Consider the following 14,796-nt stretch of genomic DNA (forward strand, 5'->3'; position numbering starts at 1 on the left):
CCCTTATAGATTAAATTTCATCTATTTAACGATGACTTCTGTGAGGAATCTTGCGTACAACAGTAACTTCATCTAATGTAGAGAGATTCGTATAAATAGAACGTGGATTAGATTGATGCGGCTTTTCTTATTGCTTCTTTCATTGTTATTGCTATCAAGTTGCGCGCATCATTCACAAGTACTGCCCGCTACACTAAAAGGAAGGACGGAAGAGTATTTTCTGCCTCCTTTTACGAAGGTACGAGCTGAAGGGTTAATTAATGTGAGCCTACATACGGGCTACAAAAATCAAGAAGTGATTTTACACGGGGATCCGCGTGATTTAGCGGATGTCCTCATTGAAGTGAAGGATGGTCACTTAAACATTAAAATTCCTCAAGGCCACCCTCATTACGGTGAAGTCACCGCGGAAGTGCGTGCTCATTTCCTAAACTCGTTTACTTACAAAGGTGAAGGAACTATTGGAGGAAGTAACATTCACTCTGGACTTCTCGATTTAAATATTGATAACTCAGGCCAAACCACGCTTGGCGGGTATATCGTTTTGCGTAAATTGAAAGCCAGTGGCGGAGGTAATATCCAAATTAGTGGAATTCATACGCAATATTTACAATTAGATATTACCGGTAAAACAAAAGTTCAATTGGCTGGTGTCATTAACGTGTCCAAATTAAATCTTGAAGGGGATGCGTTATTGAGTATGTACTGGATAAAAGCACCAGTGTTGTCTGTCTGTCAACGAGGTCGATCATTTATCCAGTTAGCTGGGGTTGTGGATCGATTGGATGTTGAATTATGGGATACAGCTCATTTTAATGGGCGTTATTTAAGGGCCCAAAGTGCGTTTGTTAAAACACACGATCGTGCTGTCGCCGATTTAACAGCGACTAAGCATCAGCACACTTTGGCGACAGACGCTAGTGATATCTATTTCTATAAAATGCCACAGACTTCAGCGGATTTTATGGCTTATGCAGGTTCTGTCCTCGATATGCGCGATTGGAATCGTCCCGATTTGAATGATTATACACGCTATAATAGTCCGAGTTCCGCACCTGGCGATATCCCTTTGATTGCAGGACTTTCGAAATAATGACTCGTCAGATAATTCGACTTCCCTGAGCGGATTACTTGGAGCGTAACTCATAACTCGAGTAATTTAAAAATAGCTGGGCTATCTTGCCGAGTTTTCTTTTACACGCGAAAGAATCACCGCTTGATCACCATCCAAAGGTAATACATGAGCAGAGTTGGGAAGCCAATGAATATTGACATTGTCTTTATTCGCAAAACGGTCGGCCACTCGCCATGAGGAAACAACAAAATCATGACACCCAAGAAATAAATCAGTAGAGCAAGAGGGAATTGTAAATGGAAACTGCTGAACTAAAGTGAGCATTTCAATGATGGTCGTTAACGGTAATTGCCTGTAAGCAATTTCGCAGTTTTCCGAAGTGTATAAATTCCCTGCAGCAGCGCGTATGTTTCGAAAACCAAGCCAGTTTAGGGATTTTGCCAATTTCAGTGCTTTGCTAAGACCAAGCCGTAAATCGAGGGCAGGGGCTAATAAATAAAGATGATGTAAGCTAAAGCGAACGCTTAAATGACACGCTAATATACCGCCCAACGAAAGGCCCATGACATCCACTTCGGTAAATTGCTCTAGCAAAATCTCGCAGGTTTGTTCCGTTTGTGCAATCCAATCGGTTGCTTTTACTTTGGCAAAGGAATCAAGATTTTCGGCATGACCCATTAAAACAGGGCAGATCACGGCATCATAGTAAAGAACAAGCGAGGGTAGTAATAGACGAAACACTGCAGGTGTAGACGAAAAACCATGCAGTAACAATAAAGCACGATGAGTTTTGTCATTACGCTGTTCAATAGGTGCTAAAAGAAAAGCGTCTTGTTGGCTCAAAGTAAAAAGCTGTCTACCTTGCCGCATACAGCGAAAAGCATCAATGTCCATAAATTCCCTTTGTCTAAAATTTTTGCAAAATTTCTGTAAATAAAACATAGCGGCGATTTTTAACATCGCTAGTTTGCTATGATGAGGATACAATGATCCAAGCCGACAAAATAGTCATAAATTACGATTAAATGGATCAAAAAATGATAAATAATTAGAGAGGGTTATAGGTAAACGATTAAATTCCCTAAAAGTAGCACTCATTCATTGTGCTATCTTTAAATTATGAAGCAATGATGTGTAGGTGATGATATGGCGGATGATACAGGCAGCAGCGGCGGCCAAGAAGAACAAGACCAAGAGCCAGCAGCGGAACAAACAGAAGAGCAAGCGCCACAACAAAATGGACCAACTCCACTGCAGACAAAACCCAAGCCTGCGGAAGCGGAAGATGAGGAGAACCAAAATTGGGCAGCTCAAGAGTTCAACATGATGATGAAAATGAAGGAATCTCTGGAGGGCATGAATGACCTTCTCACCACCGTAGCGAACCAAGCCGTGCAGGGAGTTAAAAATGTTGCAAGTACGATAGGAAATTTAGCGAGTGGGAACGACGATGCGCCGGACCCAGGAAATACGCAACAAGCGAGCACGAATCAAGGTGATACACCAGAAGCAGCGCAGGGCGATGCACCAGAGGCAGAACAGGGCGATGCACCAGAGGCAGAACAGGGCGATGCACCAGAGGCAGAACAGGGTGATGCACCAGAAGCAGAACAGGGTGATGCACCAGCGAAAGGTCAAGGCCATACGTTGACTCTCGATTTTTCTAGGCTTGGGTCAGCTCTGCAGCAAAGTGGAATGGAGACAATGGGTGGTGAAGATAACCAAGCCTCTCAAGGAGATGACTTTGAATTGGAAGATTCCACTGAAGATTCAGGGATGGATAATATGGATTCTGCAAATGATTCGTCTTATGAAGAGGCAGCTCAAAGCAATAACGACGCAGCTCAGGCACAAGATAATTCTGCTTCAGCAGCGCCACCAGCACCTAGCGCAGGCGGTGGAGGTGGTGGTGATTAGTGACCGCCCGACAAGGATTTTTGAATAGGTAGTAACGAAGGTGATGATATGGCTGATGAAACGAGTAGCAGTGACCAAAAAAAGCAGGCGCAGGTTACCGATAACAAAGACCAAACACCTGCTCCAAGCGGAGTCGATCAAAAAGGCCCAGGGCCAAATCAAGCCCAGGAACCTGAACCGCAAAAAGTAAAAAAAGGGGATAAGCCAAAACCCAAACAACCTCAACAACAACCCCAGCAAAACAAGCCTAAAGGGTCGGCGTACGCAGATGACGAAAGTAAAGACTGGGCTGCACGAGAGTTCAACATGATGATGAGGATGCATGAGGCTGTGAAAGACGATTTGAGCCTCCCAAGTAAGCTAATAAAAGGCGCTTGGAATGGAATTAAGAATGCTATAAATAAGCCAAAGGAAGAAAAAAAGGAGCCTCAAAAAGAGGAAAAGAAAGCTGAACAGGAAGTCAAAGAAGAAACAAAAAATGAGGTAAAAGAAGAGCCTAAAGAAGAGGCAAAAAAAGAGTCCAAAGAAGAAATTGAAGCGCCGAAAGGAGAGGAAACAGACGAATACGAGGGAGTCAAGCAATTATTTGAGGATGCTGAGTTTGATGCAGATAATGAGTATGCAGGAGTCAAGCAGTTGTTTGAAGAAGAGGAAGATGTAGAAGAAATGGAGGAACCGCAAGAAGAGGAAGCAATCAGCGAAGAAATGCAAGAGCCTGAAGAAGAGCAAGCGATCAATGAAGAACCTAAAGGAGAAGAAACAGACGAATACGAGGGAGTCAAACAATTGTTTGAGGATGCCGAGTTTGATGCAAATAATGAGTATGCAGGAGTCAAGCAGTTGTTTGAAGACAAAGAAGATGATTTTGGCTTGGAAGAGCCCACTGAAAGTACCGTGGGAAATTTAGAGTCTGCCAATACGGATTCTTATGATGAGGCTATTGAAGCTAAAAAAGAACCCGTTGTTGAGGGTGAAGAGGTCCCTTCTACACCCGTGCCCAGCGGATCAAGTGAATAGTGAGTGAAAGCTCACTATCTCCCCTCTAGAAGTTTATGAGGCAAACTTTCTAATCGACCTGCTTGGGTAACTATCACATAATCCAATTTCCGCTGCAGCTCGCTGATTGTATCTGCGCCTGCGTAGGTCAAACCTGAACGTAAACCGCCAATGATATCAGCAATAATTGCATCTTGGGTATCACGATAGAGCACTTCGGTGGCAACGCCTTCTGCTGTTTTCCATTCTTGCATTTGACCTAAAAACTCTTCTTGTGCTTCGCGTGAGGCCATGCCTCGGTAGCGTTTGACTTGGAGACCATCTTCTTTAGTAATCACTTGACCGGGTGTGGGTTCAGTGCCAGCTAACATGCCACCGATCATGACAAAATCAGCGCCAAAAGCGAGTGCTTTAACGATATCGCCTGAGGTGCGAATACCGCCATCGGCGACGATGGAGCGATCCGTACGGGCACAATCCTGAATGCAAGTCAGCATGGGGATTCCAAATCCGGTTTTAATGCGAGTGCTGCACACTGACCCACCACCAATGCCTGCTTTAATGATGTCAGCCCCGCATGAAGCAAGATAATCAGCCCCCGCATAAGTGGCTACATTGCCTGCCATAATACAGCGACCGCCGAGTATTTTTCTTAAACTTTTTAATGTCTTACCCACGTATTTTGCATGTCCATGAGCGACATCCACACAAAAGAAATCGGCTCCCGCATCGCGAAGTGCTTCAGCGCGTTGCAATTCTGCTTCAGTACAACCCACCGAAACAAACACTTGTCCCGTACAGCGTTTAAACTCTTTAATATTGTCTTCAATGCTTAAAAAGCGGTGTAAAGCACCGATGCCTCCTTTGCTGTGCATAAAATTAGCCATCTTGCTTTCGGTGATTGTGTCCATATTGGAACTGATCACTGGCAATTGAACTTTAAGCTTACCTAGCCTATCTGACATACTAATGTCGACTACACGTCTTGATTCATGATGATTGTAAGCAGGAACCAGCAAAACATCATCGAAAGTGATGGCTTGGTTGTTCATAGTGATCCTCTCTAAAAAGCACAGTTATTGAGCAGCATTATATAAGCAGACCGCATTAACTACATAGCGTTTTCTTCAGTCTGGCGTCCGAAGGCAGGAGGGATCTCCTGAGTCTTGGGATGACAGATTTCGACCTACAAATGTTCAGCAGCATAATAAGCAAGTCTTGAACGCTCTCCCCTTGTTAACGTCATATGTGCACTGTGCTGCCAATGTTTAAATCGATCGACAGCAAAGGTCAGACCGGAAGTGGTTTCAGTGAGATAAGGTGTATCAATTTGCTTAATGTCACCTAAACAAATGATTTTGCTACCGGGTCCTGCACGAGTAACTAGTGTTTTTATTTGTTTGGAAGTTAGATTTTGCGCTTCGTCAATGATGAGGAAGCGGTTTAAAAAGGTGCGACCGCGCATGAAATTCAAAGAGCGAATTTTAATTTTATTTTGCAGCAAATCTTGAGTTGCCCCTCGACCAAAGCTGCCTCCTTCTTGTGAGCTATGCAGAACCTCTAGGTTATCCATCAACGCACCCATCCATGGTGTCATTTTCTCTTCTTCTGTTCCCGGAAGAAAACCGATATCTTCTCCAACAGGAATGGTAACTCTGGTCATTAAAATTTCACTATAGCGATTTTGATCTAAGACTTGAGTTAATCCTGCGGCAATGGTTAAAAGGGTTTTACCTGTTCCTGCTGAGCCTTGGAGCGTGACAAAATCAATGTCAGGGTCAAGCAGAAGATTGAGGGCAAAATTCTGTTCGCGATTACGGGCATTAATGCCCCAGACTGAGTGTTTGGCATGTGTAAAATCGCGAGCCAATTGCACTACCACACTGCCTTCGACAATTTCTTTCACAATGGCTTGAAATTGATTGTCATGCGTACTAACGCAATCGTTGTAGTTCCATTGGTTAGTTAAGGGGCCACTGATACGGTAAAACGTTTTGCTATTTTCCTTCCACGCTTCGATGTCTTTACTGTGCGTATCCCAAAAATCATTCTCAAGCAGATGCAAGCCGCTGTGTAAAAGATTCACATCATCTAAGACTTTGTCGTTATAGTAGTCTTCTGCAGGAATACCAAGGATACCTGCTTTAATGCGCAGGTTAATGTCTTTGGAGATAATAATCACCTGGCGTTCAGGATATTTTTTTTGCAACCCCAAAGCCGTAGCCAGAAGGGTGTTATCAGCCTTATGTCCAGGCAGTGAAGTTGGGCGCAGTTGCTCAAATTCATCCGTTTGAAAAAACAAACGGCCGCTGCTTTTTACTTTTTCAGAAGCTAAAAAACTAGGAATAGGTAAACCGGCTACGATTTCCTGATGGCTGGCATTACTCATTAATTCAACTAACATGCGATTGGTTTGGCGTACGTTGCGAGCCACTTCTGAAAGCCCCGTTTTGTGCGCATCGAGCTCTTCTAAAACAACCATGGGTAAATAAATGTCATGTTCTTCAAAGCGGAAAATAGCAGTAGGGTCATGCATTAAGATGTTCGTATCAAGTACAAAAAGCTTAACCCTTGTGTTTTCGTTGTCCATGCATTCACCTCTAAGCCAAATTAATCATTGTGATGACGCCTGCAACCTCAGTCAAGCATTATTCCTGCCAGGTATTTAAAGAAAAGGAGTAGAAAGAATGAGTTAATGCATTTTATTTTTTGAGCGCCTGCAACGCTTCCAAAGTTCGTATTACCTCGGTCACATGCTCTTTAACATTCACTTTTCGCCATTCATGACGTAAAACACCATCAGGGTCGATAAGAAAAGTGCTACGCTCAATGCCACGAACTTGCTTTCCATACATGGATTTCATCTTTATGACATCAAACAAGTGACACAAGTTCTCATCTTGATCACTGATCAACTCGAAAGGCAATTGCTGTTTGCATTTAAAATTTTCGTGTGATTTTAGACTATCACGAGAAACACCAAGTACTTCGGCATTTAATGATTTAATTTGCGTATAAGCATCCCGAAATGCTTGACCTTCAGTAGTGCAACCAGGTGTTGAATCTTTAGGATAAAAATACAAAATTAACCATTTCCCTTTGTAATCACTGAAATTGGCTTGTAAATGAGTGGTTGCGCTAAAGGCTTGAGAAGTTATTTTATCGCCGGGTTTCATAGTCATCTCCTAGAAAATCAATAGAAGATATCCTAGTGTAAAATAGAGTATTTCGCCAATGTGGTTAGGTGCATAGGATAAAAATTATTTCCGCAATCCTGGAGTATCTATACCGTGATCCTTCAAAATGCTATGTTTTGGGCAACTTGATTTTTTTGGCTGGGATTATTTTAAAAACGAGTAATAGCAAGCCCTATTGCGAGGTTTTAAAATAATCTCAGGCGGAAAAAGCAATAGACCAAAAATAGCGTTTTGAAGGATCACGGGTATATATATATTGTTAACTCAACAATTACGATTAATTTCACTTTGCATACACTGCAACTTATTTAACGCAATGGAGATAGCGTCTTTATTGAATAAACGAATTTTTTTTTGAGCAGCTAAGTCATTTTTCCAGTAAGTTAAGCCTTGCAAAAGACTAGTCGTATCTGGGGCACACTTATCTTGCTCTATTAACCAATCAATAGTAGCAAGTAACTCCATTCCGAATGACTGATATGGTCATGTGCAAATGCATACTCGCATTGACAAAATAGGGGTAAAATTTAGGATTTTAAGGTATCTTGAGTATAATCATTCTCTTTTTGATTTTAAATTGACTCCGGGTCCTTATGACTTCTAAGCAAAATACTAACATTGTCGTCAATCGAAAAGCACACTTTGATTATTTCATCGAAGATGAGTATGAAGCTGGCTTGGCTCTTGAAGGCTGGGAAGTAAAAAGTTTGCGTGCAGGCAAAATAAACTTATCTGATGCGCATGTGATTATCAAACATGGCGAAGCCTTTTTGCTAGGTGCACAAATTCAACCATTGCCCACTGCAGCCGCCTATCTTTTTCCGGATGCAAATCGAACACGCAAGTTATTACTCAACCGGCGCGAGTTAAATCACTTAATTGGCAGTGTAGAACGTCAAGGCTATACGCTAATTCCATTGTCGCTGTATTGGAAGAACAATCGTGTTAAGGCAAAGATTGCTTTAGCGAAGGGTAAGAAAACCCATGACAAACGCGATACGATCAAAGATAGAGACTGGCAGCGCGATCGAGCACGGCTAATGAAAAAACACAACTAAGGCTTTGGGGCCGGTTTCTATCATGGCATAATCGGCCAAATTTTACGAATTCATTGCCTGTATTCTACACTGAGAATATCGGGTGATATAAAGGAGTAATTATGTGTGGGATCATAGGAGCAGCGTCACAACGCGATATTTCTAAACTCTTACTTGAAGGATTAAGGCGCCTAGAATATCGAGGGTACGATTCTGCCGGTATCGTCGTTATCGATGCAACAGGTCATTTAAAACGTATAAGAATACAAGGCAAAGTCCAAGCTTTGGCGGATGCAATGAAAGAGACTGCCATTGCTGGCACGGTTGGCATTGCTCATACTCGATGGGCTACGCACGGAAAGCCATGCGAAGAGAATGCTCATCCACACATGTCCCATGATGAAATTGCTGTAGTTCATAATGGTATCATTGAGAACCATGACACGTTACGCTTAAAATTAGAGCAGGCAGGTTATGAGTTTACTTCAGAAACCGATACGGAAGTGGCTGCACATCTCATCCATTATTATTACCAGCAGCATGAAAATTTATTGCGCGCTGTACAGGACGCAGCACTTGAAATGCATGGGGCTTTTGCTTTAGGGGTAATTCATCAGCAACGGCCACGTGAAATTGTGGCAGTACGCAAAGGGAGTCCTTTAGTGGTCGGATTAGGCATAGGTGAGCAATTTATTGCGTCCGATGCACTGGCCTTACGATCATTTGCTCAATCTGTCCTCTACCTGGAAGAAGGTGACAGCGTGCTTCTTGATAATAAGTCAATTCAAGTGTTTAATGCGGCAAGGCAGCCCGTAGAGCGCAAAATTTACCCTCTTAATGACGACAGCCAAGACATAGGCAAAGGGCCTTACCGTCATTTCATGCTCAAGGAAATTTACGAGCAGGGTAAGGTACTAGCTGATACTTTGGAGGGGCGAATCAAGAGCCCAGAAGTCCTTCGTGCTAGCTTTGGTGAACGGGCTTCCTCTATGTTTAATCAGGTAAAACAGATCCACATTGTTGCCTGCGGTACAAGTTATCACGCTGGCTTAGTGGCTCGGTACTGGCTTGAATCATTAGCCGGTCTACCTACCTTCGTAGAAATTGCCAGCGAATATCGCTACCGTGACGTAGTGGTCAGTGATCAAACGTTGTTTATTACTGTCTCGCAGTCTGGAGAAACAGCAGATACTCTCGCTGCTTTACGCAAAGCCAAAGAAAAGAATTACCTCGCTACCTTAGCGATTTGTAATGTGGCTACCAGCACTTTAGTACGTGAAGCCGATTGTGTGTTTTTGACACGTGCGGGTGTGGAAATTGGGGTGGCCTCCACTAAAGCGTTTACTACGCAGCTCGCAGCTTTCCTTATGTTGGCAGTTGCTCTTTGTAAAGATGAGCGTGCTGAAAAAGTTTTAACTCAGCTGCAAGAATTACCTGCTTGCTGCGAACGTGTTTTAAAAATGAGTGAGGAAATTAAAGCTTTAGCTGCCACGTTCGTGAACAAAGAGCATGCTCTCTTTTTAGGCCGAGGTGTACAGTATCCTGTGGCTTTAGAAGGCGCATTAAAATTAAAAGAGATTTCTTATATACATGCAGAGGCTTATCCTGCTGGCGAACTTAAGCATGGTCCTCTTGCTTTAGTCGATAAAAAAATGCCAGTCATTGCCATAGCACCGAATGACGAGCTTCTTGATAAATTAAAATCAAATTTGCACGAAGTGAGTGCACGCGGCGGCCAATTAATTGTTTTTGTCGATGATTCCAAAGCTTGGCCCCCAAATGGCGCCCACATGATTCATGTGCCCACCTGTGGCCAATGGATAGCACCTATCCTCTATACCATTCCATTACAGCTATTGGCGTATCATGTTGCTGTTGCTAAGGGAACGGATGTGGATCAACCGAGAAATTTAGCGAAGTCAGTGACAGTGGAATAACAGCTATCGAGATAAGATAGAGGTGGCAGCTTTTGTGCGACGTCATGAATTTTAAAGATCGCTGGATCTCGCGAACAAGTCGTTGGATGTTAAGAAGAATTGTTGAATCATTTTAAATTTAAAAAACCGCACTTTTAATCGTATTCAACAGTAGGCTAAAAATAGCATTTTAAAGTGTCTTGGGTATATAATAACCAGGTTTTTTTTATTTGTTTTACGGGGATGTGAATGGCTCAAGAGATACAAGCAGCAACAGTTATTGCGCAGGAGCTTAAAGTCAAGGTTTCGCAAGTGGAAACAGCGATAGCCTTATTGGATGAGGGAGCGACTATCCCTTTTATTGCCCGCTACCGTAAAGAGGCGACAGGCGGTCTTGACGACACACAGCTAAGGCTATTGGCTGAACGCTTGCATTACATAAGAGAACTGGATGAGCGTAGAGCTGTCGTACTCCAATCGATTCGAGAACAAGAAAAGTTAACACCAGAACTTGAAAAAGCGATTCTTGCTGCCGACAGTAAAACTCGGTTAGAAGATTTATACCTTCCTTATAAACCCAAACGTCGCACAAAAGCGCAGATTGCTCGAGAGGCCGGATTGGAGCCCTTGGCTCAGGCATTATGGCAAGATCCGACTAAAGAGCCAGAAACTTATGCACAAGAGTTTTTGAATGTTGAGGCAGGTATTGAAGACGCTAAAGCCGCCCTCGAAGGGGCTCGTCAAATTCTCATGGAGCTTTTTGCCGAAGATGCAGAGCTTATCAAGGAATTGCGCGAATACTTGTGGGAGCATGGGGTATTAAAATCCACTGGCAGCAGCGATAAAAAAGGAGCGGGTAATAAATTTGCTGATTATTTCGATTATGCTGAAGCCATTAAAAAAATTCCTTCTCATCGCGCTTTGGCGCTGTTTCGGGGGCGACGTGAAAGCGTTTTACAACTTGCCTTAATCCTGGATGATCAAGATTACGGTGAAAAACGCATCGCTTCTTATTTTAAAATCACTGACGAAAATCGACCTGCGGATTCCTGGTTGCTGGAAACGGTGCGCATGACTTGGAAGGTCAAGTTGTTTACTAAGCTTGAACTCGAATTGTTTGCTCGCTTGCGTGAAGCAGCAGACGAAGAAGCCATTCACGTGTTCACACGTAATTTACGTGATTTGCTCTTAGCCGCTCCGGCTGGTCCTCAAGTGACGATTGGCTTAGATCCTGGAATTCGTACAGGTGTTAAAGTAGTTGTGGTTGATTCGACGGGTAAATTACTGGACTACACAACGGTATTCCCTTTCGCGCCTCAAAATGAATGGCATCAAGCGATTGCCGAACTTGCCAAACTCGCTGCTAAGCATCAGGTCAATTTATTCAGTATCGGTAATGGAACCGGCTCAAGAGAAACGGAGCGCTTGGTGTCGGATTTGATTAAAATGTATCCTGATCTGAAATTGACTAAAGTCATGGTCAGTGAAGCGGGCGCTTCAGTGTATTCGGCATCAGAATTAGCGGCTAAAGAATTTCCTGATTTGGATGTGACATTACGAGGAGCAGTTTCGATTGCCAGACGATTGCAAGATCCTTTGGCCGAACTGGTAAAAATTGAACCGAAATCAATTGGCGTCGGCCAATATCAGCACGATGTTAATCAGGCACGTTTAGCTCGAAGCCTCGATGGAGTGGTTGAGGATTGTGTGAACGCAGTAGGCGTTGATGTGAACACCGCTTCCGTGGCTCTCCTAACGCGTGTATCAGGTTTAAATGAAGCATTAGCAAAAAATCTTGTGCAATACCGTGACGAACACGGCGCCTTTGTAAATCGTGAGCAATTAAAAAATGTGACTCGCATGGGAGAAAAAACATTCCAGCAATCGGCTGGTTTTTTACGCATCATGAATGGCGATAACCCGCTGGATGCGTCTGCTGTTCATCCAGAAGCCTATCCGCTTGTTGAAAAAATACTTGCCGATCAGCAAGTGGCAATTAGCCAAATCATTGGTAATCGTGCGCTTTTACAAAGTGTCAATGCCGAGCGTTACGCGAATAGTGAATATGGCCTTCCTACAATTCGGGATGTATTGCGTGAGCTTGAAAAGCCAGGCCGCGATCCGAGGCCTGAGTTTAAAACGGCTAGTTTCAAGGAAGGTGTCGAGGACATCAGTCATCTGCAAGAAGGGATGATTTTAGAAGGTGTCGTTTCAAACGTCACTAATTTTGGTGCCTTTGTCGATATTGGTGTGCATCAGGATGGTTTAGTTCACATTTCTGCAATGACGAACCGGTTTATTAGCGATCCTCATGCCATCGTGAAAGCGGGCGATATTGTCACTGTGAAAGTGGTTGAAGTGGATAAAGAACGCCGCCGTATTGGATTAAGCATGAAGCTGACTGAAGAAAAAGCACCAGTCGTTCAGAAAAAAACGGTAAAACAACCTCCTCAATCAGCCAAAAAAGCTCAAATAGTCAAGAAAAAAGAGGTGGATAAAAAATCCGGTCCAGATAAAAAGACGTTTGCGGCCAAGAAAACAGTGTTTAATACAGCCATGGCAGATGCTCTGGCTAAATTGAAGCAGCGTGGCTCCTAATGGCTACAAATCCACGGGGTGAAGTCACTATCCAAACATTGGCCATGCCCGCCGATACCAACGCGAACGGTGATATTTTTGGCGGTTGGTTAGTTTCACAAATGGACTTAGCGGCAGGGGTATTGGCCAAAAGAATATCTCGTGGTCGCGCAGCGACTGTTGCTATTCACAGTATGAGCTTCTTAAGGCCCGTGCATGTGGGGGATGTAGTGAGTTGCTATGCGGAGTTAATAAAATACGGTAAAACTTCGATGACCATCGCAGTAGAGGTTTGGACAACGCGCTCGGACAGTGGGGAAAATTATCAAGTGACTGAAGGAACTTTTGTTTTCGTTGCGATTGATGAAAAGGGGAAGCCAAGGGTACTTGATATAAAATGACTGCTGATCTTAAGAGCTTGAAGCAGTGGATCGAAGACATGGCTAACTTAATTGAACAAAGTGCCGAACCCGAACCACAACATTATACCCCTTTTTTGCAAGAACCTGATCTTGCTTTGCGGCTTGTGGAGCTGATTGCCGCTTTAAGTGATGATGAGGCAGATAGCGAACGATCTTATTACTCAGCCTGCGTTTTCGCCTTAGATATATGCGTTGCTCAGTTGCAATCTGCTCAAGAAATGGGTAATAAACCCGCGGGTAAAACGTTAAATCAACTGATGGCTAAAATTGCGCACGCTATCACTCAGGGTAAGCAAACACTGAGCTTCTGGTTGCCGATTCTAAATGCATTTTATGAAGTGCACGTTGAACTGTCCCTCGAATTAAAAAATGCGTATTTGGCTTTAGTGGGTAATGAAGACGATTTATCAGACGAAGATGAAGCGGATCATATCAGTGCTATCCGTGAAATGATTAATGAGTTATCCGATCTATCGGCCTTTGATATTGCTGAAAACTTCTTTGCTCAAAGCTACGCCATGCCTCCTGATTTTTTTACCGATCTTATACTGGATTTATACAGTATCGAAGAAGGACAGGATATTGCTCTGTTGACATTGCTACATCCTAAGCAAGAAGTTAGGGAAATTGTAGTGGCTACATTTGAGTATTTGATTGAGAAAATTACGTTGAGTTCCCTTTCCCTTTCACGGTTGCAGACCATTAAAACATGGTATCCAACCCACTATCACGCGCAATTTGATCGTTGGATTAAAATTCAGCGTAAAAAAGGTGTGATCTATAAGATGGAAAGTGAAAAACCAATCATGCGAATTAAAGCCAGCGAGATTGATGGAAGTGGCGCTCAAGGGATTTTTATTCATGTAAAAAAGAATAAATTAAATCGCTTGTGTGGTTTACTCTTCAAGCAAGATTTAGGAATAAAAGACGCTTGGATCACTCCTGAAATCAACGCAAAAGAAGTGATGAAGTATTACGATGAAGCTTTTGATGACAGTGTAACCTTACGCGAAGTCGATGCAAATTATCTCACCATGGCAGTTGGTCATTTTTTAAACTTAACTGTCCACCAAAGTGCAATGCCCGATTTGCATTTATTGGAAATCCAAGAATTGCTTGGTTTACATTTCCAACCTAAGGCGCTTGATATTCCGCATATGATGGACGATTTGAGTGTACAGATTATTCCTTTTACACCAGAGACTATGCAAGCATCGTTGCGGCGCTCCAGAGGATGGGCAAAAACTAAACGTTTTACCGAATCCTGGTATGTCGAAAATGCTCATGTGGATAAAATCGTAAATCGCTGCTGCAGTTTTGTAAACGGGATAAAAGTGTGTGCTTTGGAGGACGCAATGAAGGCTGTGTTTGAGCAAGAGCTTGAAGCGCAGCGAGGAAAGTGGCTTCTTCATTTTTTATGGACTGCTTTATGGGCCCGGGCAAAGGAAAATAAAAGAGAAAAAATATGGCAAGATAGTTTTCTCATTGCCTATGCTATCTACAAGGGACATCCTTTAACGACTATCCCGATCATGCAGGAAATCTGTCGGCAGACGGTTCTCAATAGTATTGAAACAATGCAAGAGCGACGAACATACCTCAACAAAGAATAAACGAAATTGTTGGGCCAAGGCTCCCAACCTACATGGAGAAATTGAC

12 protein-coding genes are annotated in these 14,796 nt (G+C 43.1%); 8 read left to right on the plus strand and 4 right to left on the minus strand.

Features of this window, described 5'->3' with window-relative positions; translation table 11 throughout:
• Positions 1 to 115 precede the first annotated feature (115 nt).
• Positions 116 to 1,093, plus strand: coding sequence for a GIN domain-containing protein (locus tag B5D33_RS10560; protein ID WP_058451014.1), 978 nt, complete (start codon positions 116 to 118; stop codon positions 1,091 to 1,093).
• A gap of 81 nt (positions 1,094 to 1,174) precedes the next feature.
• Here the strand turns inward: B5D33_RS10560 and B5D33_RS10565 are convergent, their stop codons facing one another.
• Complete coding sequence (locus B5D33_RS10565) at positions 1,175 to 1,969, minus strand: alpha/beta hydrolase (protein WP_058451027.1); 795 nt, start codon at positions 1,967 to 1,969, stop codon at positions 1,175 to 1,177.
• 252 nt (positions 1,970 to 2,221) lie between these two features.
• On the opposite strand from B5D33_RS10565, the gene B5D33_RS16625 reads away from it, so the two are divergent.
• Positions 2,222 to 2,992, plus strand: coding sequence for a hypothetical protein (locus tag B5D33_RS16625; protein WP_058451013.1), 771 nt, complete (start codon positions 2,222 to 2,224; stop codon positions 2,990 to 2,992).
• Between the two features lie 48 nt (positions 2,993 to 3,040).
• Positions 3,041 to 4,009, plus strand: coding sequence for a hypothetical protein (locus B5D33_RS16350; protein ID WP_058451012.1), 969 nt, complete (start codon positions 3,041 to 3,043; stop codon positions 4,007 to 4,009).
• A gap of 14 nt (positions 4,010 to 4,023) precedes the next feature.
• Here the strand turns inward: B5D33_RS16350 and B5D33_RS10585 are convergent, their stop codons facing one another.
• The 3 genes from B5D33_RS10585 to B5D33_RS10595 form a co-directional block, all read right to left on the minus strand.
• Positions 4,024 to 5,040, minus strand: coding sequence for a guanosine monophosphate reductase (locus tag B5D33_RS10585; protein ID WP_058451011.1), 1,017 nt, complete (start codon positions 5,038 to 5,040; stop codon positions 4,024 to 4,026).
• A 134-nt stretch (positions 5,041 to 5,174) separates the two neighbouring features.
• Positions 5,175 to 6,578, minus strand: coding sequence for a PhoH family protein (locus tag B5D33_RS10590; RefSeq protein WP_058451010.1), 1,404 nt, complete (start codon positions 6,576 to 6,578; stop codon positions 5,175 to 5,177).
• Positions 6,579 to 6,690: 112 nt separating this feature from the next.
• Complete coding sequence (locus B5D33_RS10595; protein WP_058451009.1) at positions 6,691 to 7,164, minus strand: peroxiredoxin; 474 nt, start codon at positions 7,162 to 7,164, stop codon at positions 6,691 to 6,693.
• 614 nt (positions 7,165 to 7,778) lie between these two features.
• Between B5D33_RS10595 and smpB the strand changes: the two genes are divergently transcribed.
• The 5 genes from smpB to B5D33_RS10625 all read left to right on the plus strand — a co-directional run bounded on the left by smpB (position 7,779) and on the right by B5D33_RS10625 (position 14,750).
• Complete coding sequence (gene smpB / locus B5D33_RS10605; RefSeq protein ID WP_058451007.1) at positions 7,779 to 8,243, plus strand: SsrA-binding protein SmpB; 465 nt, start codon at positions 7,779 to 7,781, stop codon at positions 8,241 to 8,243.
• 101 nt (positions 8,244 to 8,344) lie between these two features.
• Positions 8,345 to 10,159, plus strand: a complete 1,815-nt coding sequence (gene glmS, locus B5D33_RS10610; protein WP_058451006.1) for a glutamine--fructose-6-phosphate transaminase (isomerizing) — start codon at positions 8,345 to 8,347, stop codon at positions 10,157 to 10,159.
• A gap of 228 nt (positions 10,160 to 10,387) precedes the next feature.
• On the plus strand, positions 10,388 to 12,736 hold the full coding sequence (locus tag B5D33_RS10615) for a Tex family protein (protein ID WP_058451005.1): 2,349 nt from the start codon (positions 10,388 to 10,390) through the stop codon (positions 12,734 to 12,736).
• Entirely contained in the window at positions 12,736 to 13,116 is a 381-nt protein-coding gene (gene yciA / locus B5D33_RS10620; RefSeq protein WP_058451004.1) for an acyl-CoA thioester hydrolase YciA, read from the plus strand. The genes B5D33_RS10615 and yciA overlap by 1 nt, the downstream gene beginning before the upstream one ends.
• A complete protein-coding gene (locus B5D33_RS10625) occupies positions 13,113 to 14,750 on the plus strand; it encodes a hypothetical protein (RefSeq protein WP_058451003.1) in 1,638 nt (545 codons plus the stop codon). The genes yciA and B5D33_RS10625 overlap by 4 nt, the downstream gene beginning before the upstream one ends.
• The last annotated feature ends 46 nt before the right edge of the window (positions 14,751 to 14,796 follow it).

Source organism: Legionella maceachernii, assembly GCF_900167045.1.
Lineage (GTDB): Bacteria > Pseudomonadota > Gammaproteobacteria > Legionellales > Legionellaceae > Tatlockia > Tatlockia maceachernii.